The organism is Pseudomonas sp. Pc102 (assembly GCF_018408275.1).
GTDB lineage: Bacteria > Pseudomonadota > Gammaproteobacteria > Pseudomonadales > Pseudomonadaceae > Metapseudomonas > Metapseudomonas tohonis.
Window position 1 is genome coordinate 1,173,368 of record NZ_AP021905.1, and the last position, 21,852, is coordinate 1,195,219.

The window sequence follows — 21,852 nt, forward strand, 5'->3', positions numbered from 1 at the left end:
TAGCTGCCAAATGCTGTTCCATGTGGTGACATTTTTTGTCATTACTGGCTCTGCAATGTTATCTGTCGTCCATTGCACTAGCTGCTTAGGAGCCAATCTCGCTGGAATAGAGAGTTGGCACGTAAGCTGCTTTAGCTCATGCAGGTCACTCGACCTTCAATCAATACTGGAGATTCTCTATGAAGGCTCAAAAAGGTTTCACCCTGATCGAACTGATGATCGTTGTTGCGATCATCGGCATTCTGGCTGCTATTGCTCTGCCGGCCTATCAGAACTATGTCAAGCGCGCTGCGTACTCTGAGGTCGTATCGGGTCTGGAGCCTTACAAAGTTGGTGTTACCGAATGCTATCAGACTGAAGGGGCCCTCAGCTCTTGCGGTACCGCTGGTTCTTACGGCATACCGGTGGCTCTGAGCGGTCGTGCTTCTGGTGCTCTGCGTGCGATTTCGGTAGGCGCTAACGGTGTGCTTACGGCTACTCCGAATGATTATAAAGGTATTGTTCAAGCTCAGACCTGCGTGCTGACTCCCACCGAGGGTACTAACAGCATTCTTGCTTGGTCTTACAGTGGTCGTTGTGTAGTCGACGGTCTGGTGAAACAGTAATAGCTGTTTGATCTGATGAGAAAATGCCCCGGAAACGGGGCATTTTTTTGGGGGGAGTAATGTGCGTAGCAAGTATTTGGGTTTTTTCTTTGTTTTCTCTATTGTATTGCTTATCGTTTTTCCTTTCTTAAAAAATCCCTATCTGTTTGATGACAGTATTCTCTTCCTTACGGATGGGGTGGGGTTGCCCGCCGTCGGTCGTGACCCGCTGGCGCCTCGTTGGTGGATTTACAAAAGCTTTGTGTGGTATTTGCAGCGCGACGGACAGCTTCTGTGGTTGAGGCTGGGTAATATCTTGCTGCATTTTGCGGTCGTGATTGCATTTTTTTCCTTCGCTCGCCAGCTGATTGTCGATGCCCTGAGCATCCCCCGTGAGCGCGCCTCTCTCGCAGTATTTCTATCCTCGGTTCTACTCACGGTACATCCGCTAGCTATCTACACCCAGTCATACCTTGTTCAGCGAACCGTCATTTGTGCGGCGCTCTTCGCAATGCTCAGTCTGTTTCTATTTTGGCAGGGGTTGAATGGTCGCCGTTGGGGGCTTTGGGGGGCTCTGCTTTGCTTCGTGCTTTCGATTTATTCCAAAGAGCATGTAGTGATGCTGCCGGTGGTATCTCTTGCTCTGCTCGTGCTTTATGTCCGCAGCGGTATGCAGATCAAGATCGGCAAAGTGGAGCTATTCGCTGCACTGGCTTTGCAGTTTCTGGTCTCGCTCTGGGTGGTGTTGAGTTTCAAATGGCTCTTGGCTTCGTCTTATGAAATAGGGGCTGGCGAGGTCATGGCCGGAGAGCTTGAGGTTAGTGCTTCGCTGCTCTATCCGGTAAGCGTACTGAACCAGGCGTTACTGTTTTTCAAGTATTTAGGATTGTGGATCCTACCCAATCCCTTATGGGTTGCGATTGATATGAGGGAAAATTTTCCTGCCACGGTCACTGATCCGAGACTGTGGCTGGGAGGGGCTTTGTTCGTAGCTTATTGCTTGACTGGGCTGACCCTTCTCTGGAGGGGGCGCCTGAAGGGATTAGTGGGGTTGGGGCTTTTAATGCCCGCTCTTCTTTTCTTCACGGAGTTTTCTACCGTTAGGCTCCAGGAAATGTTTGTCATCTACAGGAGTTACTTGTGGGTGCCAAGCCTGTTTTTAGTCTTGGCGGCTGGCCTCACTCGAATGCAGGTGCGCCCTTCTGTCATTCTAATCGCAATCGTAAGCATCGTTTATCTCGGGCTGGCTTATGATCGGTTGACCGTCATGTCTAGTCCGGTGTTGGCCTGGAACGAAGCCAAAGAGCTTATGGAGCGAAGTGAGGCTCGCCCTTCAGCTTTGGGGGCCTATCGCATTTATTACAACCTGGGCTCGGCATTGGGAGAGCGGGGCCTAAAGGAAGAGGCGATGAAAAATTATGATCAGGCTCTTGCCAGAAAGCCCGGGTATGTTTTGGCTCGCTTGAATCGTGGGATTATCTTGCTTGAAAGAAAAGAATGGCAGCGTGCCTATACGGATTTCGACGTGGCTGTTCAGTCAATGCCTAATTTTATAAAGCCATATATAGGGAGGGCGCGTGCACTGCAAGGGATGGGGCGAGCGGCAGAGGCGCAAGTTGATCTTGAGCGCGCTTGCAATATGGGGGCTAAGAATATATGCCAGGAACTAAATACAGGCGAAGCAGGCAATGATTGAGGCTGTTCCGAGTGCGGGGAAGTTATCGGGCGTCGTTCTGGCTTCCTTTCTTCTTGCCTGCGTTCCCTACATATTGCCCTGGCACTATTATCCCGATGGTGACTTCCTAACGCAGTGCTCTGCTGTTATTTGTGTCTTGGGTGTGGTGATGTTGGGCTTTTTACATGTCCAGCATATTAAAGTAGGGTTGCCAGACATTTGCCTCATTGCTTTCTCTCTGGCGCTGCTGATCATTGGTAGGTGCGATGGTTTGATTGCTCTTTTAGTGGTGTTCTTAGGTGGCGTGTTCTTGATGGTTCTAAGGTCCCTTGATGCCGTGGGGCGTACTAGGGCATTTGATGCGCTTTTGTATGGGTTGTGTTTAGGGGGTGGGGTCACTCTGTTGGCATCTTTTGCTCAAGCCTTCAATCTCGAAAGCATGCTGCATGGGTTTGTGTTTGATGATAATAATCCTCAAGTAGTTAATGTTGTCGCTAATATCGCTCAGCGAAATTTGATGAGTCAGTACTTGCTGGCCGGTTTTCTGGCGGTTGGTTTTCTTTTGGCTAGATTCTTTCCGAAGTGGACTTGGGGGTTAGTCGTTCTGGCAGTGCCTGTCGGATATATACTGGCGCTTGCCGGCTCTCGCACAGCCTTGTTGTCAATTGTATGGGTGTTTGTTGCTTGTGGTGTGGCGATATTGCTTGCAACGAAGAACGAGTTGGCTCGGCAGGCAAAGGGTTTGCTGGTGAGTTGTGCCGTTTTGCTAATCATCCAGCCGCTGGTTAGTTTTGTTATGCCTGGCACTGAAACGTCCATTGACCGAATTGCGGCTGGCTCAAGTGTTCGTTTTTCCGAGTGGGCTAAGGCATGGGAAATGATCAAGGCTCACTTCCCAGGTGGCGTGGGTTGGTCAGAGTACTCCGCTAATAGTTTCTTGCAGCAACTGCGGACAGGAGATATTTCGTCAGCTGATAATAATTGGACCCATGCCCACAACCTAGTGCTGAACCTGTTGGTGGAGTTGGGGTTGGCCGCTGTCGTTCCGCTCTTGGCTCTGGGTTGCCTGTTGTGGGAACTCTGGCGAGCGGAGCGGAGCCTGCAGTGGTTCTTTGTCGTGCTGATGTCGGGCATGACACTTATACACAGCATGCTGGAGTATCCGTTGTGGTACGCGTGGGGTTTCTACCTATTTATCGCGGTGGCGGGGCTCGGTATTAACGGAGCCCTGTTTACATTGCAGCCCAGCCGGGCGATGAGAGTGTTCGTTAGTGCATTGGCGTTAGCGGGAGTTGGCTACATACTCCTGTCGATTCATGGGTATTTTCGACTTGTGGAGGCAGCAGGCCCAACGGAGAACCAGCAACTTAACCTGGAGCGCTTGGAAAACATCATTGCTCAAACTTCCAACCCTGCTCTCGAGTACGCCGCGAACGTAACCATGATTCCTTACCTTCGCCCAGGTGGCGGCATGCTTCGCCTATGCAAACTGATGGAAGTCACTCGCGTAATGCCGGCGGCCGACAAGTTGGATCTCATCGCTCTCGATGCATTCCTGATGAATGATGAGACGTTCGCCTTCGAAGTCTTGCGTAGCCGCTACCGAGCGTTCCCAAGGACGGACGACGGCGTACTTATTTCCAATCTGGGGCGCTTGGGGGAGGAGAAGGCAAAGACGCTTCGTGAAAGAATCGAGCAGCTCAAGCTTGAGCCTTTTGATCTCAGCAAGAGCTACCAGCTCGAAGCATGTCCCGAGGATAAGCTGCACCAATAGCGATACGATTGCAGGCAGTTGTGCCCAATGCTAAATTCCGCCCCGCCGCCGGTGTAGCTCAGTAGGTAGAGCAGCGCACTCGTAACGCGAAGGTCGCAGGTTCGATTCCTGTCTCCGGCACCAGCTCAGACAAAAAGCCCCGCTTCGGCGGGGCTTTTTGTTGGGCGCTATATAAAGGAAAGGGTCAGATGCTAAGGCGCATCGACAGGTCCACCGCCCTGACGTCCTTGGTCAGGGTGCCGATGGAGATGTAGTCGACGCCGGTCTCGGCAATGGTGCGCAGGGTGGTGTCGTTGATGCCGCCGGAGGCTTCGAGCTTGGCGCGGCCGGCGGTGAGGGTGACGGCAGTGCGCATGTCGTCGAGGCTGAGTTCGTCGAGCATGACGATGTCGGCGCCGGCGGCCAGGGCCTGGTTCAGTTCGTCGAGGCTTTCCACTTCGATCTCCACCGGCTTGCCGGGGGCGATGCGGTGGGCGGCGGTGATGGCTTCGGCGATGCCGCCGCAGGCGGCGATGTGGTTTTCCTTGATGAGGAAGGCGTCGTACAGGCCGATGCGGTGGTTATGGCCGCCGCCGCAGGTGACGGCGTACTTCTGCGCCAGGCGCAGGCCGGGGAGGGTCTTGCGAGTGTCCAGCAGCTTCACCTGGGTGCCTTGCACCAGTTCCACGTAGTGGGCGACGCGGGTGGCGACGCCGGAGAGGCACTGGAGGAAGTTCAGCGCGCTGCGCTCGCCGCTGAGCAGGGCGCGGGCGGGGCCTTCGAGGTGGAACAGCGGCTGGTTCGGCTGCACCTTGTCGCCATCGGCCACCTGCCAGTGCACCGCCACCCGTGGGTCGATCTGACGGAACACCGCATCGACCCACGCGGTCCCAGCAATGACCGCCGCTTCGCGGGTGATGATGGTGGCGTGGGCCAGGCGCTCCTCGGGGATCAGTTGGGCGGTGATGTCGCCGCTGCCGACGTCCTCGGTCAGGGCGCGGCGCACGTTGGCTTCGATTTCCGCGTTCAGGTCGGCGAGTTTGAGGTTGGGCATGGGATGCTCCGCTGCAGAATGGCGCGATTATAGAGGCAGGCGACCGCTGGTACAGCGTTGGTGGCAACTGTCGTGGGCTTTCTGCTAGATATTCAGGGGATGGGTAGGTCTGACAGAGGCCGGCCTACAAAGGGCAGGGACATCTGTGACGTATTTCATGTCTGGAGGAAATCTCCCCTTGGTTGCGACGTGAGTATCCCTATAATGATTCTGACTTTCTCTATTTGACGCCAGAAGCTTGACGTTAGGGATAACTCCCCGTTTATAGCTGTGCAACCAGCGAAGCCCACTAGTTCGGGCGCTGGTTGCGGGAGATTCGCTATGCAGACCGACGCGAACGTGGTGCCCCTGAACAAGGGCGCCTCCGAGCTATCGCCAACTTCGCCGGTAGGAAGGCTGCCCGTGGCACTTATCCAGGTGCGCGACAAGGCTGCACAACAGCTGAAGCAAGCGCTGCAGGCGCTGTTCGACAACGCGGACGACACCCTCTTCCAGATGGCCGACCGTGCGACCAGTAACGCCGAGCAGAACGCCTTCTTCGAGGCGATGCGCGACTTGCGCCTGAAGCGCAAGAGCATCGAGCGCGGCTTCCTGCAGAAAGTGTTCGAGACCTTCTCCAACCTCAACCAGTACGAGATCGGCAAGCCGCCGGTACTGGATGCGGTGTCTTTCGAAAGCCTTAGCCTGGTGCAGAACGACGAGCTGGAAGAGTCCGTCGCCCTCGACGCCATGGTCGCCAAGGTAATGAGCCGTGACGGCATCGCCCTTGGCCACCTGACCACCCGCCTCAACACCCTGGTCACCAAGAAGATCGAGGACAAGAGCAACCCGCTCGGCCCGCGCGCGCTGTGCGAAGCCTTCCTCGATGCCTGCCGCAGCCTGGGTGTGGAGATCAAGGTCAAGCTGATCATCTTCAAGCTGTTCGAGAAGTACGTCCTCAGCGACCTTGACCAGCTCTACGCCGAATCCAACCAGGCGCTGATCACCGCCGGTGTGCTTCCCGAGCTCAAGTCCGCGCCGCCGGCCCGTCGTCCCCAGGGGCGCACCCCGGGTGCCGCCCGCTCCGCCCAGGCCGCCGAAGGTGGCCAGGTTGCCGGTGAAGGCGCCTATATGGACGAAGGCGTGCAGGAAGTCTTCGGTGCCCTTCAGGAGCTGCTGTCCCAGGTCCGCGGTTCCGGCACTGGCGCCGGGATCGGCATGGGCCGTCGGGAGGTACCGGCCGATGCGGTGCCCATCACCAGCAACGACCTGATGCGCCTGCTCTCGCACCTGCAGCAGCACCTGCCTGCGCAGAACGCAAGTGATGTCGACCTGCGCTTCCAGCTCGACAACCTGCTCACCCGCGCCAGCGCCAAGAGTGGCAAGTCCCGTGTCGTGGGCCAGGTGGACGACGACGTCATCAACCTGGTGTCGATGCTCTTCGAGTTCATCCTCGATGACCGCTCCCTGCCGGATTCGCTCAAGGCCCTGATCGGCCGCCTGCAGATTCCGATGCTCAAGGTCGCGGTGCTGGACAAGACCTTCTTCAGCCGCGGCAGCCATCCGGCGCGCCGGCTGCTCAACGAGATCGCCTCGGCCGCCATGGGCTGGAGCGAGCAGGACGACGTCCAGCGCGATGCCCTGTACCAGCGCATCGAGCAGGTCGTGCTGCGCCTGCTGAACGATTTCGTCGACGACCCGACCATTTTCTCCGACCTGCTTTCCGATTTTCTCGCCTACACCGGTGACGAACGCCGTCGCAGCGATCTGCTGGAACAGCGCACCCGCGATGCCGAGGAAGGTCGCGCCAAGGCCGAGCTGGCACGCCAGCAGGTCGAGCAGGCTCTGAACGAGCGCCTGTTGGGCCGCACCCTGCCCGAAGTGGTGGTGCGCCTGCTGCAGGAGGCCTGGAGCAAGGTCATGCTGCTGACCTGCCTCAAGCACGGCGTCGGCTCCGAGGAATGGCAGGCCACCCTGTCGACCATGGACGACCTGATCTGGAGCGTGGAGTCCCACGAAGCGCCCGAGGCGCGCATGCGCTTGCTGGAGCTGGTCCCCGGCCTGCTCAAGGCGCTGCGCGAGGGGCTGACCAGCGCCGCCTTCGACCCGTTCTCCACCAGCGAATTCTTCAGCCAGCTGGAGACCCTGCACGTGCAGGCCTTCCAGCGCTTCAAGCGCGTCGAGCCCGAGCCGGTACCGGCCCCGGTGGTGGACGCCGAGGAAGGCCAGGAGCCGGGCGCCATCGCGGAAATCGAGATGCCCCTGCTCGACCTGCCCGCCGACCTGGAGGTGGGCATGCCCGCCGAAGCGCCGGCAATGGTCGAGGTGGTCGAGGAGATCGTCCTGCTCGCGCCGGGCGAGACCCGTGCGCCCGAGCCCGAAGCCGCCCTGCCGGATGACGACGAGGCCCTGGCCCAGGTCGACAACCTGCGTGTCGGCAGTTGGGTCGAGTTCCAGGAAGACGAGGAGCACAAGGTGCGTTGCAAGCTGGCGGCGATCATCAAGCCCACCGGCAAGTACATCTTCGTCAACCGCACCGGCATGAAGGTGCTGGAGAAGACCCGCATGGGGCTGGCCGTCGAGTTCCGTCGCCAGGCCATCCGCCTGCTGGACGACGCCCTGCTGTTCGATCGCGCGCTGGAGTCGGTCATCGGCAACCTGCGTCGACTCAAGGGCGCCTGAGCCCTCGCTCCACCCACGACGCCCGGCTTGCCGGGCGTCGCCGTTTCAGGGCCTTGGCCCTGGGCTTCGCCTGCTCTAGAGTGTCCGCCAACCAAGGAGCCCACCATGCAGCCGGACCCCGCGACAGGTTGGTGCCAAGGCGCCCGCCACTGCCCCTCGCCGAACTTCAATGCCCGCCCGGAGGGGGAGATCTCCCTCTTGGTCATCCACAACATCAGCCTGCCGCCCGGCCAGTTCGGCACCGGCAAGGTCCAGCAGTTCTTCCAGAACCGGCTGGACGCCGCCGAGCATCCCTATTTCGCCGACATCGCCGCCATGCAGGTGTCGGCGCACTTCCTCATCGAGCGCGACGGCGCCGTCACGCAGTTCGTCTCCTGCCTGGAGCGTGCCTGGCACGCCGGCAAATCCTTCTTCGAGGGCCGTGAGAACTGCAACGACTTTTCCCTCGGCATCGAGCTGGAGGGCACTGACGACCAGCCCTATTCCGAGGCCCAGTACACCGTGCTCGGCCAGCTCGCGCGCAGCCTGCTGCGCGCCTATCCCGGCATCACCCCGGAACGTGTCCGGGGCACAGCGACATCGCTCCCGGGCGCAAGACCGATCCCGGGCCCGCATTCGATTGGGCGCGCTTTCGCGCCAGCCTGCACGACAAGGAGGTAGACGCATGAGTTTCCTGGTTCTCCTGCTGGTGCTCTGGGTGGAGAAGTTCTCCAGCCTGCGCCAGCGCATCCAGCAGGACGGGCCCTGGCTGCGCCAGCTGGCCCGCCTTTCCGGCAACCCGCGCCTGGCCGGCCGCCCCTGGGCGATCCTCGGCCTGCTGGTGGTGCTGCCGTTGGTGGTCCTGGCCCTCCTGCTGATGGCCCTGCAACCGCTCGCCTACGGTTGGCTGGCTTTGCCCTTGCACCTGCTGGTGGTGATCTACGCCCTCGGGCGCGGCGACGTCCAGGCGGACCTCGGCTCCTTCCGCGATGCCTGGCGCCGGGGTGACGTTCAGGGCGCCTACCACGTCGCCGAGCGTGACCTGGGCCTCGAGGTGGAGGAGGGCGATGACCTGCTGCTGCGGGTCCAGGGGCATCTCGTCTGGCAGGCCTACCAGAGCTTCTTCGCGGTGATCTTCTGGTACTTCCTGCTGGGCCCGGTCGCGGCCCTGGCCTATCGCCTGCTGGCCCTGGCCGCCGAGCACGCCGAGGAGCCCGCCCTGCGCGAGCGCGCCGCGCAGATGCGCCATGCCTTCGATTGGGTGCCGGTGCGGGTGCTGGCCGCGAGCTTCTCGCTGGTGGGCAATTTCGTCGCGGTCAGCCGCGTGCTGCTGCATGAGTTGCTGAACTGGGACATCGCCGCCGAGCGCTTCGTGGTCATCGCCGGGCGCGCCGCCGGCGAGCTGCCGGACGACACGGCCGGCGAGGCGGGCGTGGCCAGCCTGGATGCGCTCTGGCACCTGCTGGTCCGGGCCGCCGTGCTCTGGTACGCCGGCTTCGCCCTCTGGACCCTTCTGTTCTGAAGACGCGACCGGCGGCGCAATGCCGCCGGTCCGGCCCGCGCCAGCCGGGTCGCGCTCCGAGCTTTCTTAACCTTAAGTTACAGAATGTTCCGCCGATATCAGGTACACAGTTCCTGCACCTTGCCGGGTGTTTCGTGACATGCATCACGTTTATTGCTCGGCATCGTTAGTCCTTATCTGTCACCCACAGGTCGGACGATCTGGGACGGCCGCACTGCCAGATGCGATCCTTGGCCGCCCCCGAGGCGACCCATAAGAATAATTAGGAAACAGGAGACGTCTTGTGAAGACCGTGTTGTATCCGGCCATCGCGCTGATGAATCGCCTCAGCTTCGGCATGAAATTCAGTCTGATCAGCGTGTTGTTCTTCCTGCCGATGCTGGTCACCAACTTCTACCTGGTGCGCGAGTCCTACCAGGAATTCGTCAGCACCCGTTCCGAGCTGGAAAGCCTCGACCTGCTGGGCGCCAGCCAGGGCATCCGGCGCAACCTGGAAAACCTCAACGACCTGGTGCTGATCAATTCGCTGATCGGCCAGTCCGGGCAGGCCGGCGATCTCGATACGCGCATCGGCAAGCTGGAGAAGGACCTGGCCGACGCCCTCGAGAAACTCGCACCCGTGACCACCGATCCGGAACAGGTCGCCGAGTTCAACAACAAGCGCGAAGAGATGCTCAAGGGCCTGCAGGCGGCCGGGAAAGAGACGTCCCTGCAGAGCAAGAGCGCCATGATCGAGAAGCAGCTGGGCAACGCCCAGGTGTTCATCAAGCTGGTCGCCAGCCAGGCCGGCCTCAGCCAGGACAGCCAGCGCGACGTACGCCAGGTCGCCGAGCTGGTCACCGGCGTCACCTCGAGCGTCACTGCCGCCATCAGCAAGGGGCGGGCCATCGGTGCCTACTCCCTGGGCCAGGGGTTCCTCAATTCCGCCGCCAGCACCAAGCTGGACGACCTGTTGCTGGAGCTGGAGAAGATCGGTTCCGAATACGGGCTGAAGATCCAGGACGCGCTCAACGGCAACCCCCGGGCCCAGGCTGCACTGGGCGAGCTCGCTACCGCCAGCCGTGAAACCCTCAAGCAGAGCGCTACGCTGTTCGAGGACCAGGTGATCATGGCCGACACCCTCGACACCCCCTGGGCGCAGTTCTACGACCAGGTCACCGCGCAGATGGACAAGACCTACCAGCTCAACGACGCCGCCCTCGGCCTGCTCAAGACCGAGCTGGAAAAGCGCCTCGGCGAGAAGCGCGCCCAGACCGTGCTGCTGGTGGTCGCCCTGGTGGTGGTGTTCCTCGCCATCGTCTACCTCTACAGCGGTTTCTACGTCTCCACCCGCACCACCCTCAAGAGCCTCGGCCGGGTCATGGACCAGGTCGCCGCCGGCGACATGACCGTCAACTTCCGCGCCCAGAGTCGCGACGAGCTGGGCGAGCTGGGCCAGGTTTTCAACGGCACGGTGGCGAAGATCCACGACCTGATCGAGCTGGTCGGCCAGACCGTCGTCGAGGTCGAGCGCCAGGCGGGACGCGTGCAGGACGTCTCGGAGGAGAGCAACCAGGCCGTCGCCGGCCAGCGCAGCCAGATCGAGCAGGTGGCAACGGCGATGAACGAGATGTCCGCCACCGCCCAGGAGGTCGCCCGCAGCGCCGCGGCCGCGGTGAACAGCGCGCACAGCGTGAACGAGGAGACCGTCAGTGGCCGCGCCCTGGTGGAGTCCCAGCTGGGCAGCATCGAGCGCCTGGCCCAGGAGATCGAGCAGTCGGTGAACGTGATCAACCAGCTCGCCTCCGACAGCGCCTCCATCAGCCGTGTGCTGGAGGTGATCAAGGGCATCGCCGAGCAGACCAACCTGCTGGCGCTCAACGCCGCCATCGAGGCCGCCCGTGCCGGTGAGCAGGGTCGCGGCTTCGCCGTGGTGGCCGACGAGGTCCGTACTCTGGCCAAGCGCACCCAGCAGTCCACCGAGGAGATCGAGCAGATGATCGCCAAGCTCCAGGGCGGCGTCGGCGCGGCGGTCAAGGCGATGAACACCAGCCACCAGATGGCCGATGGCACCGTCAACCAGTCCGGCCGCGTGCAGCAGGCGCTGGAGAACATCCTGGGGGCGGTGGGCATGATCGTCGACCAGAACCAGCAGATCGCCGCCGCTGCCGAGCAGCAGACCGCCGTGGCCCACGACATCGACCAGAACATCGTCGAGATCAACAGCGCTGGCGAGCGCACCGCCCAGGGCGCCAGCCAGACCGAGCAGGCCAGCCGCCAGCTTTCCGAGCAGGTTGCGCAGCTCAAGCAACTGATCGGCGCGTTCCGCGTCTGATCCTTCCCCTCAGTGGGCCCCCGCGTTCGCGGGGGTGACGGGGCGGGCGGAGCTTCACCGCACACCGTCAGCCCCACGAACCCTGCTGTGGATAAGTCCGTGGCGTACCTGTCGCGAATAAATTGGCTCTGTCTGCGTTAGCTGTAGTGAGCTTGATGCGAAGCCTCAAGACCGGTGCTTTCCGAGCATTTATGACTCCCTGCCACGCCCACCGCGTGGGTTTCGCTTCGCTCTACGCCACCCTACGGAAGCCACTCCGCCCCCCAAAGCGTGATGCGCACATCGATGAAGATTCCGGCGAAGACGTTGGAGCAGCAGAAGCGCCCCTCCAGGAGGCCGAACGCAATCGTTGCGTCGGGGGACGAGCGGCATGGATGCCCCGAGAGGCGCGCCAGGCCATGGATGGCCCATCGCGCCGGCCCCCAGACGCCACTTGTGGCGAACGCACTTCAGTGCGGCCCGAAGGGCGAGCGTAGCGAGTAACGACGATGGAGTGAGGGAACCCCGGCGAAGCCGGGGCCGGATGATGGGGCAAGCCTCTTTGGTTTCTTTTTTGTGGGCGGCATCCCGACGACTGAAGAAAGAGACTCGCCCGGGTGGGCGAAACCAGAAGCACCAGCAAAGCTCGGCAATCAGCTGGGCTCGAAACCTTCTAGCAACACTTAACGCAGACAGAGCCAATGAGTTCGCTTCTACGCAGGCTGCGGCATTCGGCCTAGCCGGCTTCAGCCCGGGAGAGGCTCCCAGCCGAACAGCTCGCAGGCGTTGCGGCTGCTGGCGGCGGCGAGCGCGTCCTGGGATATGCCCAGCAGCTCGGCGAGATTGGCGCAGATATCCGGCAGGTACTCGGGGCTGTTGCGTTGCTGCGGGTGCATGGACGGCGCCATGTCCGGGGCATCGGTCTCAAGCACGATGGCCTCCAGCGGCAACTGCGGCACCACCTTGCGCAAGCGGTTGGCCTGGGGCCAGGTGGGGGCGCCACCGAGGCCCAGGCGGAAGCCCAGCTTCAGGTACTCGCGCGCTTCCTCGACGCTGCCGGCGAAGGCGTGGACGATGCCGGCCCGCTGCAGGCGGAAGCGCTTGAGGGTGGCGATCACCGCCGCGTGGCTCCTGCGCACGTGCAGCAGCACCGGCAGCTGTGCGTCGGCCGCGATGGCGAGCTGCGCCTCGAACAGCGCCTGCTGGGCGTCGCGATCGAGGTCTTCGAGGTAGTAGTCCAGGCCGATCTCGCCCACCGCGCAGAGCTTGGGGTGCCCGGCGTGAGCCAGGAGCATCGTGCGCAGCTCATCCAGGTGGGCCGGCTGGTGTTCGCCCAGGTAGATGGGGTGCAGGCCGAAGGCGACGTGGAGGTCGTCCTGGGTGTCGGCCAGCTCCCAGATACGCTGCCAATTGCCCCGCGTGACGCCCATCAGCACCTGGCGCTTCACGCCCAGCGCACGGGCGCGGTCGAGCACCTCGGCGCGGTCGGCGTCGAACTCGGGAAAGTCCAGGTGGGTATGGGTGTCGATCAGCATCGGGGCGGCGGTCGCATCAGGGGATGGGGTTCAGCCTAGCCCAGAGGCGCCGCCGGCAAGCGGCGCCTCGATCGGCGCGCGCGGTCAGTGGTGTTCGCGGGTGGCGCGGAACTTGATGTCCGGCCAGCGCTCTTCCATCAGGGCCAGGTTCACGCGGGTCGGGGCCAGGTAGGTGAGGTGGCCGCCGCCGTCCACGGAGAGGTTCTCCATGGCCTTGTCCTTGAACTCCTTGAGCTTCTTCTCGTCCTTGCACTCGATCCAGCGTGCCGACCACACGTTGATCGCCTCGTAGGCGCACTCGACCTTGTACTCCTCCTTCAGGCGGCTGGCGACGACGTCGAACTGCAGCACGCCGACCGCGCCGAGGATGATGTCGTTGTTGCGCTCGGGGAAGAACACCTGGGTGGCGCCTTCCTCGGCCAGTTCCTGCAGGCCCTGGCGCAGCTGCTTGGACTTCAGCGGGTCCTTCAGGCGCACGCGGCGGAACAGCTCGGGGGCGAAGTGCGGAATGCCGGTGAACCCCAGCGCCTCGCCTTCGGTGAAGGTGTCGCCGATCTGGATGGTGCCGTGGTTGTGCAGGCCGATGATGTCGCCGGCGAAGGCCTCATCGAGCTGCTCGCGCTCGCTGGAGAAGAAGGTCAGCGCGTCGGCGATCTTCACGTCCTTGCCCAGGCGCACGTGGCGCATCTTCATGCCCTTCTCGTACTTGCCCGAGCAGATGCGCATGAAGGCGATGCGGTCGCGGTGCTTGGGGTCCATGTTCGCCTGGATCTTGAACACGAAGCCGGAGAACTTCTCCTCGGTCGGCTCCACCACGCGCTCGTGGGCGGCGCGCGAAAGCGGGCGCGGGGCCCAGTCGACCACGGCGTCGAGCACCTGGTCGACGCCGAAGTTGCCCAGCGCGGTGCCGAAGAACACCGGGGTCATGCGGCCCTGGTGGAATTCCTCTTCATCGAACTCGTGGCAGGCACCCTGTACCAGCTCGAGTTGCTCGACGAAGTCGTCATAGAGATCGCCCAGGTGCGCGCGGGCCTCGTCCGAGTCGAGCTTCTCGATCACCTTGATCTCGGTGCGCTCGTGGCCGTGGCCCGGGGTGTAGACGATGATCTTGTCGGCGGCCAGGTGGTAGACGCCCTTGAAGTCCTTGTAGCAGCCGATCGGCCAGGTGATGGGCGCGGCCTTGATCTTCAGCACCGCCTCGATCTCGTCGAGCAGCTCGATGGGATCGCGGATGTCGCGGTCCAGCTTGTTGATGAAGCTGACGATGGGCGTGTCGCGCAGGCGGCACACGTCCATCAGGGCGATGGTGCGCGGTTCCACGCCCTTGCCGCCGTCGAGGACCATCAGCGCCGAGTCCACCGCGGTCAGGGTGCGGTAGGTGTCTTCGGAGAAGTCTTCGTGGCCGGGGGTGTCGAGCAGGTTGATCATGTGCTCGCGGTAGGGGAACTGCATCACCGAGGTGGTGATGGAGATGCCGCGCTGCTTCTCCATCTCCATCCAGTCGGAGGTCGCGTGGCGGTCGGACTTGCGCGACTTCACCGTACCGGCGACCGCGATCGCCTTGCCCATCAGCAGGAGCTTCTCGGTGATGGTGGTCTTACCGGCGTCGGGGTGGGAAATGATGGCGAAGGTGCGGCGTTTGGCGACTTCGGCGGCCTGGATGGTCATGGATATGTGCCTGGCTGGAAACGGTTGCGGGCCATGCGCGGCCCGAAAAGCGCGGAATTATAGCGGGAAACGCCCGGTGGATCAGTCCGCATGTCGCAGGCGGCGCGCCCGGCCTTTTCGGCACCCCTCGGGGCGATGCGCCTGAACCCTCGCGGGCATCATCGGTCTGTCAGAAAAGAGGGCGATGATCGCCTGACCCGAGCACGCCCCGATGCGCTGCGAAGGCCGCCGGCAGCGGTTTTGTGCAGCATTCCATGACGGTTTGTTTTGAATGCCGAACAGTCAACAGGTAACGCGACAAAGGGATGCGATAAAGCGGCATTTTTTGATTGATCTGCGCTTCCCATGGTCCTAAAGTTCGCGCCCGAACGTCCATGCTGGAAACGATCCATCCGGCTCAAGTACTGACGACGAGAGGTTGGCAGCCGCAAGGCTGTAGATCCTCGGCGACATGCCTTGGGAAGTAGGCGAACCAAAGTGGGGAAACGGATTAGACGTTCAGGCTTTTCGCACCAAGCCCATCCCTTGCAACTTTTGTGGTTTTTGCCCAATGGAGCCCAGTATGTCGATCAAGGTCGAAGACTATTTCGCACCCGCCACTTTCCAGCGCATGAAGGCATTCGCCGATCAGCACGACACCCCCTTCGTGGTCATCGACAAGCAGACCATCGCCGATGCCTATGACCAACTGGTCGGCTGCTTCCCCTTCGCCAAGATTTACTACGCGGTCAAGGCCAACCCGGCCACCGAGATCACCGAGCTGCTGCGCGACAAGGGCTCCAACTTCGACATCGCTTCCATCTACGAGCTGGACAAGGTGATGAAGACCGGCGTCGGCCCGGAGCGCATCAGCTACGGCAACACCATCAAGAAAGCCAAGGACATCCGCTACTTCTACGAGAAGGGCGTGCGCCTGTTCGCCACCGACTCCGAGGCGGACCTGCGCAACATCGCCAAGGCCGCGCCGGGTTCGAAGATCTACGTGCGCATCCTCACCGAGGGTTCCACCTCCGCCGACTGGCCCCTGTCGCGCAAGTTCGGCTGCAACCCCGACATGGCCCTGGACCTGCTGATCCTCGCCAAGCAGCTGGGCCTGGAGCCCTACGGCCTGTCCTTCCACGTGGGCAGCCAGCAGCGCGACATCGACGTGTGGGACGCCGCCATCGCCAAGGTCAAGGTGATCTTCGAGCGCCTCAAGGAAGAAGACGGCATCACCCTGAAGATGATCAACATGGGCGGCGGCTTCCCGGCCAACTACATCCAGCGCACCAACGCCCTGGAGACCTACGCCGAGGAGATCACCCGCTTCCTCAAGGAAGACTTCGGCGACGAGCTGCCGGAAATCATCCTCGAGCCGGGCCGCTCGCTGATCGCCAACGCCGGCATCCTGGTCAGCGAAGTGGTGCTGGTGGCACGCAAGTCGCGCACCGCCGTGGAGCGCTGGGTCTACACCGACGTGGGCAAGTTCTCCGGCCTGATCGAAACCATGGACGAGTCCATCAAGTTCCCCATCTGGACCGAGAAGAAGGGCGAGATGGAAGAAGTGGTCATCGCCGGCCCGACCTGCGACAGCGCCGACATCATGTACGAGAACTACAAGTACGGCCTGCCCTTGAACCTGGCTAGTGGCGACCGCCTCTACTGGCTCTCCACCGGTGCCTACACCACCAGCTACAGCGCGGTGGAATTCAACGGCTTCCCGCCGCTGAAGGCCTTCTACCTGTAAGCGCCGCCCCGAAGGAAAGCCTGCCTCCGGCAGGCTTTTTTTTGCCCGCGTGGCGCCTGGCCGGCATCGGGTGCCGTGGCGTGCGTGCCGTCGCGGCATGGGCGGGCTGCCGGGCGAAGGTAAATAGAAGGTAAAAACGCGTCGAACACTCTGTTTATGAAATTTATTCTCAAATAGAATCGCATCCCATATGAGAATCCTTGGCCTCCGTCCGACCGGCTGATGGCGGCTGCCCGTTTTCCACAAGGGGTCACCGTGTTCAAGAAAGTCCTGTTCCAGCTGCACTGGCTCCTCGGCATCAGTGCCGGCCTGGTGTTGTCCCTCATGGGCGTCACCGGCGCCGCCTACAGCTTCCAGGACGAAATCCTCGAATGGCTCAATGCCGACACCCTGCGTCTGGAGGTCAGCGCCGACGGCGTGCTGCCGCCCGCCGAACTGGTACGCCGGATCGAAGCCAGCGCGGGCGAGCAGGTCTCCGGCCTCTGGGTGGAAACCCAGTCCGGCGGGCCGGCCCGGGTGTTCTTCATGCCGCCGCCCGGTGAACGCCGTGGCCCTATGCGCTGGTTCGACCCCTACAACGGCAAGCTGCTCGATGACCCGGTCGGCCAGCCGTTCTTCGGCCTGATGCTGCAACTGCACCGCTTCCTCGCCATGGGCGAGACCGGCAAGCAGATCACCGCTGCCAGCACCCTGGCGCTGATCTTCTTCTGCCTCTCCGGCCTTTATCTGCGCTGGCCGCGCCAGGCCGGCAGCTGGCGTGCCTGGCTGACCCTGGACTGGGCGCGCAAGGGCCGCAGCTTCAACTGGGACCTGCACGCCGTGGCCGGCACCTGGTGCCTGGCGCTCTACCTCCTGGCGGCGCTGACCGGCCTGTTCTGGTCCTATGAGTGGTACCGCGCGGGGCTGCAGCGCCTGTTGGCCGATGCGCCCGTCGAGCAGCAGGCCAAGCCCGGAGAACGCCGAGGCGAAGGCCGTGGCGAGCGCCGCGAAGGGGGCCGCCCGGGGATGCCGCAAGCGCCTTCCGGTCCGCCGCTGGTGGTGGACTACGACGCCGTCTGGGCCAGCATCCGCGAGGCCGCCGGCCCCGGCCTGAGCGCCTACAACCTGCGCCTGCCGCCGGTGGGCGGCCAGCCGGCCACGGTGTTCTACCTGCTCAAGGACGCCAGCCACCCGCGCGCGATCAACCAGATCACCCTCGACCCGGCCACCGGCAAGGTCGCCCGCGTCGAGCGCTACGCCGAGAAGAGCTTCAAGGCGCAACTGCTCACCAGCATCTACGCCCTGCACGTGGGCGAGTACTTCGGCTTGCCCGGGCGCATCCTGATGATGCTGGCGAGCCTCGCCATGCCGCTGTTCTTCATCACCGGCTGGCTGCTCTACCTCGACCGTCGGCGCAAGAAGCGCGCGATCAGGGCCGCACGCGGCGGCCTCGGCCAGGGCGGTGAAGGCGAGCCTTGGCTGATCGGCTTCGCCAGCCAGAGCGGTTTCGCCGAGCAGCTCGCCTGGCAGAGTGCCGGCCAGCTGCAGGCCGCCGGCTTCCCGGTGCGCGTGCAGCAACTGGGCGAGCTGGATGCCGGGCAACTGGCCGAGGCGCGCAATGCCCTGTTCGTGGTCAGCACCTTCGGCGACGGCGAGGCCCCCGATACCGCTCGCGGTTTCGAACGCAAGGTGCTGGGCCAGGCCTCGCAACTGGACGAGCTGCGCTTTGCCGTGCTCGCCCTGGGCGATCGCCAGTACCAGCACTTCTGCGGCTTCGCCCAGCGCCTGCAGGCCTGGCTCCAGGGCCAGGGCGCGAGCCCGCTGTTCGATACGGTGCAAGTGGACAACGGCGACCGCGATGCGCTGCAGGACTGGCAGCAACGGCTGGCCACGCTGGCCGGCTCCAGCGTGGTGCCGGTGTGGACCGAGCAGCCTTTCGAAACCTGGACCCTGGACGCGCGTGAACACCTAAACCCCGGCAGCCAGGGCGAGTCCACCTGGCTGCTGCGCCTGGGCGCCCCGGCGGGCAGCCAGATCCGCTGGCAGGCTGGCGACCTGGTGGAGATCCTTCCGCGCCAGGCCGACTCGCGCATCCAGCGCTGGCTCGACCAGCACGGCCTGGACGGTGATGCCCCGGTGACCGTGGACGGCACCGCCCAGTCCCTGCGCCAGGCCCTGGGCGCGCGCCTGCTGCCGGACTCCTTCGAGCATCTGGTGGGCCTGCACCCGCAGGCGCTGCTGGATGCGCTGATCGTGCTCTCGGTGCGCCAGTACTCCATCGCCTCCCTGGAGAGCGACGGTGCCCTGGAGCTGATCGTGCGCCAGGAGCAGCATGCCGATGGCACCCTGGGCATCGCCTCCGGCTGGCTCACCCATCACCTGCCGATCGGCGCCAGCCTGCCGCTGCGCCTGCGTCGCAACGCCCGCTTCCACCGCCTGGAGGGCGAGCGACCGGCCATCTTCATCGGCAACGGCACCGGCCTCGCCGGCCTGCGGGCGCTGCTCAAGGCCAACATCGCCGCCGGCCACGGCCGCAACTGGCTGCTGTTCGGCGAGCGCAACCAGGCCCACGACTACTACTGCCGTGACGAGATCGAAGGCTGGCTGGCCAGCGGTGAGCTGGAACGGCTCGACCTGGCCTTCTCCCGCGACCAGGCGCACAAGGTCTATGTGCAGGACCGCCTGCGCGAGGCCGGTGCCGAAGTCCGTGCCTGGGTCGAGGCGGGCGCGGTGTTCTATATCTGCGGCAGCCTGCAGGGCATGGCCGACGGCGTCGATCGCGTCCTGCGCGAGCTCTTGGGTGACGAGGGCCTGGACCGCCTCGCCGCCGAAGGGCGCTACCGTCGCGACGTGTACTGATCGGTTCATGGGCCGTGCTTCAGACCCGGGTGTGCTTCCCGGGCTGAAGCCCGGGCTACGGACTGAAGCCTCGGCACCGGGGCGGCACGTCCTTGTCCCATTCCTCATCCCCGTGAACGCGGGGACCCACTGCACCTCAACCCCATCTCGCGCAGCCCGCCCGCTGTCGCCATAATCAGGCGATGAAAAATCGAATCCTGCTGAACTGCGACATGGGTGAAAGCTTCGGCGCCTGGACCCTGGGCGACGACGAGCACGCCATGCCCCTGGTGGACCAGGCCAACCTGGCCTGCGGTTTCCACGCCTCCGATCCCATGACCATGCTGCGCACCGTCGAGCTGGCCGTGGACCACGACGTGACCATCGGCGCCCATCCGGCCTACCCGGACCTGGTCGGTTTCGGCCGCCGGCGCATGGAGCTGCCGCCCGACGAGGTGCGTGCCCTGGTGCTCTACCAGATCGGCGCGCTGGATGCGTTCTGCCGCGCCTCCGGCACCCAGGTCGCCTACGTCAAGCCCCACGGCGCGCTGTACAACGACCTGGTGCGCAACGACGCCCTGCTGGAAGCCGTGCTCGACGCCTGCGCCAGCTACCGCAAGGGCCTGCCGCTGATGGTGCTGGCCCTGGCCGACAATCGACGCGAGCTGCGGCTGGCCGACGCCGCCGACGTGCCGCTGATGTTCGAGGCCTTCGCCGATCGCGCCTACCTGTCCGATGGCCAGCTGGCGCCGCGCCGGCTGGAGGGTGCCGTGCACCATGACCCCGAGCGCATCATCGCCCAGGCGGTGGCCATCGCCCGGGGCGAGGCTTTCGCCGACATCGACGGCAAGCCCCTGCAACTGGTGGCCGACAGCCTCTGCGTGCACGGCGACAACCCCGAATCCCTGGCGGTGCTGCGACGCCTTCGAGCCCATCTGGACGCCTTGTGATCCGCATCGAGCCGGTCGGCGCCGAGGCGCTGCTGCTGGTGCTGGCCGACGAGCCGGATGCGCGCCTGCCGCTTCGCATCGCGCAGCTCGCCGAATCCATCCGCCAGCGCCTCGGCTCCCAGCTCCGCGACCTGGTGCCGGGCTGGACCACCCTGCTGCTGCACTACGACCTGCTGCGCACCGATCCCGCGCAACTGGCCGCCGACCTGGAACCGCTGCTGCAGCAATGGCAACCGGATGCGGTGCCCGTGCGGGACGGGCGCATGCACGAAATGCCCGTCTGGTATGGCGGCGAGGACCTGGCCTCGGTGGCGCGTGCCTGCGGGCTGAGCACCGCCGAGGTGATCGAGTTGCACAGCGCCACGCTGTACCGCGTCGGCGCCATCGGCTTCGCCCCGGGGTTCGCCTACCTGGGCGAGCTCGATACGCGCCTTGCCCTGCCGCGTCGCAGCAGCCCGCGCACGCGGGTGCCGGCGGGCAGCCTGGCCATCGCCGAGCGGCAGACGGCGATTTATCCACAGGCCTCCCCCGGCGGCTGGCACCTGCTGGGCCTCTGCCCCCGACCGCTGTTCGATCCGGCGAGCGAGCCCCCGTGCCCGCTCGCGCTGGGGGACTCTGTGCGCTTCGTGCCCATCGACGAACCCACCTATCGCCGCGAGCGGGGCGAGCCATGAACGGCCTGCGCCTGCTGAAGGCCGGGCCGCTGAGCCTGCTGCAGGACGGCGGCCGGCAGGGCTGGCAACACCTGGGCGTGTCGCCGGCCGGGCCGATGGATCGCCACGCCGCCGCCTGGGCCAACCGCTTGCTGGGCAACGCGGCGGGCACGCTGCTGATCGAGATCGCCCTGGGCGGCGTCGAACTGGAGAGCCTCGGCGACACCTGGGTGGCACTGTGCGGCGCGGACCTGCCGATCACCCTGGATGGCGAGGTGCGGCCCAACTGGTCACGCTTCGCGCTGCGCGCCGGGCAGCGGTTGAAGCTGGGGTTCGCCCGCAGCGGCCAGCGGGCCTACCTCGCCATCGCCGGTGGCTTCCGTGTCGAGCCGGTGCTGGGCAGCGTCGCCTGCCAGGTGCGTGAAGGCCTCGGCGGGCTGGATGGGCGGGGCGCGAAGCTGGCCGATGGCGACCTGCTGCCGGGCGGGGGTGGCCGCTTCGAGCGTGGCGCCAGCGTGCCCTGGCCCTGGCAGCCGGACTACCGCGCCGAGCGGCCGCTGCGGGTGATGCTCGGCGGCGATGCCGCGCAGTTCGACCCCGGTCAGGTTCGCGCCTTCCTCGAGCGGCCCTGGCAGCTCAGCCCGCAGTCGGATCGCATGGGTGCGCGCCTGCAGGGCGAGGCGATCCACCCGCCGAAACGCCAGTGGTCCCTGGGCGTCGTGCGCGGCACCCTGCAGGTCCCGCCCGACGGCCAGCCGATCATTCTCCAGGCCGACCACCAGACCATGGGCGGCTACCCCATCCTCGGCTGGCTGCACCCACGGGACTGCGACCGCCTGGCCCAATGCGCGGCGCGCCAGACGCTGCGTTTCCAGGCTGTGGATATCTCGGCGGTACAGCCCGAGGTGCGCGCGTTCCGCCGCTTCTTCGGAGCGGGTTCGTAGGGCGTCGGGTTTCACTCGACCTGCACGCTGGGTGAAAC

14 protein-coding genes, 1 tRNA gene and 1 pseudogene are annotated in these 21,852 nt (G+C 64.0%); 13 read left to right on the top strand and 3 right to left on the bottom strand.

What is annotated here, in order from left to right:
* The first annotated feature begins 179 nt into the window (after positions 1-179).
* The 4 genes from PHLH3_RS05590 (at position 180) to PHLH3_RS05605 (ending at position 4,156) form a co-directional block, all read left to right on the top strand.
* Complete coding sequence (locus tag PHLH3_RS05590) at positions 180-605, top strand: prepilin-type N-terminal cleavage/methylation domain-containing protein (RefSeq protein ID WP_213628509.1); 426 nt, start codon at positions 180-182, stop codon at positions 603-605.
* A gap of 61 nt (positions 606-666) precedes the next feature.
* Positions 667-2,280, top strand: coding sequence for a tetratricopeptide repeat protein (locus PHLH3_RS05595; protein ID WP_213628510.1), 1,614 nt, complete (start codon positions 667-669; stop codon positions 2,278-2,280).
* Positions 2,273-4,033 carry a Wzy polymerase domain-containing protein gene (locus tag PHLH3_RS05600; protein WP_213628511.1) on the top strand — a complete coding sequence of 587 codons (1,761 nt, stop codon included), beginning with the start codon at positions 2,273-2,275 and terminating at the stop codon, positions 4,031-4,033. Before PHLH3_RS05595 ends, PHLH3_RS05600 begins: the two co-directional genes overlap by 8 nt.
* 47 nt (positions 4,034-4,080) lie before the next feature.
* A tRNA-Thr gene (locus tag PHLH3_RS05605) sits at positions 4,081-4,156 on the top strand.
* 61 nt (positions 4,157-4,217) lie between these two features.
* On the opposite strand, the gene nadC is transcribed toward PHLH3_RS05605, so the two are convergent.
* Positions 4,218-5,066 (bottom strand): carboxylating nicotinate-nucleotide diphosphorylase, encoded by an 849-nt coding sequence (gene nadC, locus PHLH3_RS05610; RefSeq protein ID WP_213628512.1) that lies wholly within the window; start codon positions 5,064-5,066, stop codon positions 4,218-4,220.
* Between the two features lie 321 nt (positions 5,067-5,387).
* On the opposite strand from nadC, the gene PHLH3_RS05615 reads away from it, so the two are divergent.
* The 4 genes and pseudogenes from PHLH3_RS05615 (at position 5,388) to PHLH3_RS05630 (ending at position 11,542) form a co-directional block, all read left to right on the top strand.
* Positions 5,388-7,727, top strand: a complete 2,340-nt coding sequence (locus tag PHLH3_RS05615) for a DUF1631 domain-containing protein (RefSeq protein WP_213628513.1) — start codon at positions 5,388-5,390, stop codon at positions 7,725-7,727.
* A gap of 105 nt (positions 7,728-7,832) precedes the next feature.
* A pseudogene (ampD, locus tag PHLH3_RS05620) lies at positions 7,833-8,395 on the top strand (1,6-anhydro-N-acetylmuramyl-L-alanine amidase AmpD).
* On the top strand, positions 8,392-9,228 hold the full coding sequence (gene ampE / locus PHLH3_RS05625; RefSeq protein WP_111263632.1) for a regulatory signaling modulator protein AmpE: 837 nt from the start codon (positions 8,392-8,394) through the stop codon (positions 9,226-9,228). Before ampD ends, ampE begins: the two are co-directional and overlap by 4 nt.
* 283 nt (positions 9,229-9,511) lie before the next feature.
* Positions 9,512-11,542, top strand: coding sequence for a methyl-accepting chemotaxis protein (locus PHLH3_RS05630; RefSeq protein WP_213628514.1), 2,031 nt, complete (start codon positions 9,512-9,514; stop codon positions 11,540-11,542).
* A gap of 725 nt (positions 11,543-12,267) precedes the next feature.
* Here PHLH3_RS05630 and PHLH3_RS05635 read toward each other — a convergent pair.
* Together PHLH3_RS05635 and PHLH3_RS05640 are read right to left on the bottom strand one after the other, a co-directional pair.
* On the bottom strand, positions 12,268-13,056 hold the full coding sequence (locus tag PHLH3_RS05635; protein ID WP_213628515.1) for a TatD family hydrolase: 789 nt from the start codon (positions 13,054-13,056) through the stop codon (positions 12,268-12,270).
* A gap of 84 nt (positions 13,057-13,140) precedes the next feature.
* Positions 13,141-14,724, bottom strand: coding sequence for a peptide chain release factor 3 (locus PHLH3_RS05640; RefSeq protein WP_213628516.1), 1,584 nt, complete (start codon positions 14,722-14,724; stop codon positions 13,141-13,143).
* A gap of 562 nt (positions 14,725-15,286) precedes the next feature.
* Here PHLH3_RS05640 and PHLH3_RS05645 point away from each other — a divergent pair.
* The 5 genes from PHLH3_RS05645 to PHLH3_RS05665 all read left to right on the top strand — a co-directional run bounded on the left by PHLH3_RS05645 (position 15,287) and on the right by PHLH3_RS05665 (position 21,814).
* Positions 15,287-16,450, top strand: coding sequence for a type III PLP-dependent enzyme (locus tag PHLH3_RS05645; protein WP_213628517.1), 1,164 nt, complete (start codon positions 15,287-15,289; stop codon positions 16,448-16,450).
* A gap of 222 nt (positions 16,451-16,672) precedes the next feature.
* Positions 16,673-19,288, top strand: coding sequence for a sulfite reductase flavoprotein subunit alpha (locus tag PHLH3_RS05650; protein ID WP_213628518.1), 2,616 nt, complete (start codon positions 16,673-16,675; stop codon positions 19,286-19,288).
* A gap of 182 nt (positions 19,289-19,470) precedes the next feature.
* Entirely contained in the window at positions 19,471-20,217 is a 747-nt protein-coding gene (locus PHLH3_RS05655) for a 5-oxoprolinase subunit PxpA (protein ID WP_173173278.1), read from the top strand.
* Positions 20,214-20,891, top strand: a complete 678-nt coding sequence (gene pxpB / locus PHLH3_RS05660; protein WP_213628519.1) for a 5-oxoprolinase subunit PxpB — start codon at positions 20,214-20,216, stop codon at positions 20,889-20,891. The genes PHLH3_RS05655 and pxpB overlap by 4 nt, the downstream gene beginning before the upstream one ends.
* Positions 20,888-21,814, top strand: coding sequence for a biotin-dependent carboxyltransferase family protein (locus PHLH3_RS05665; RefSeq protein WP_213628520.1), 927 nt, complete (start codon positions 20,888-20,890; stop codon positions 21,812-21,814). Before pxpB ends, PHLH3_RS05665 begins: the two co-directional genes overlap by 4 nt.
* Positions 21,815-21,852: the final 38 nt, after the last annotated feature.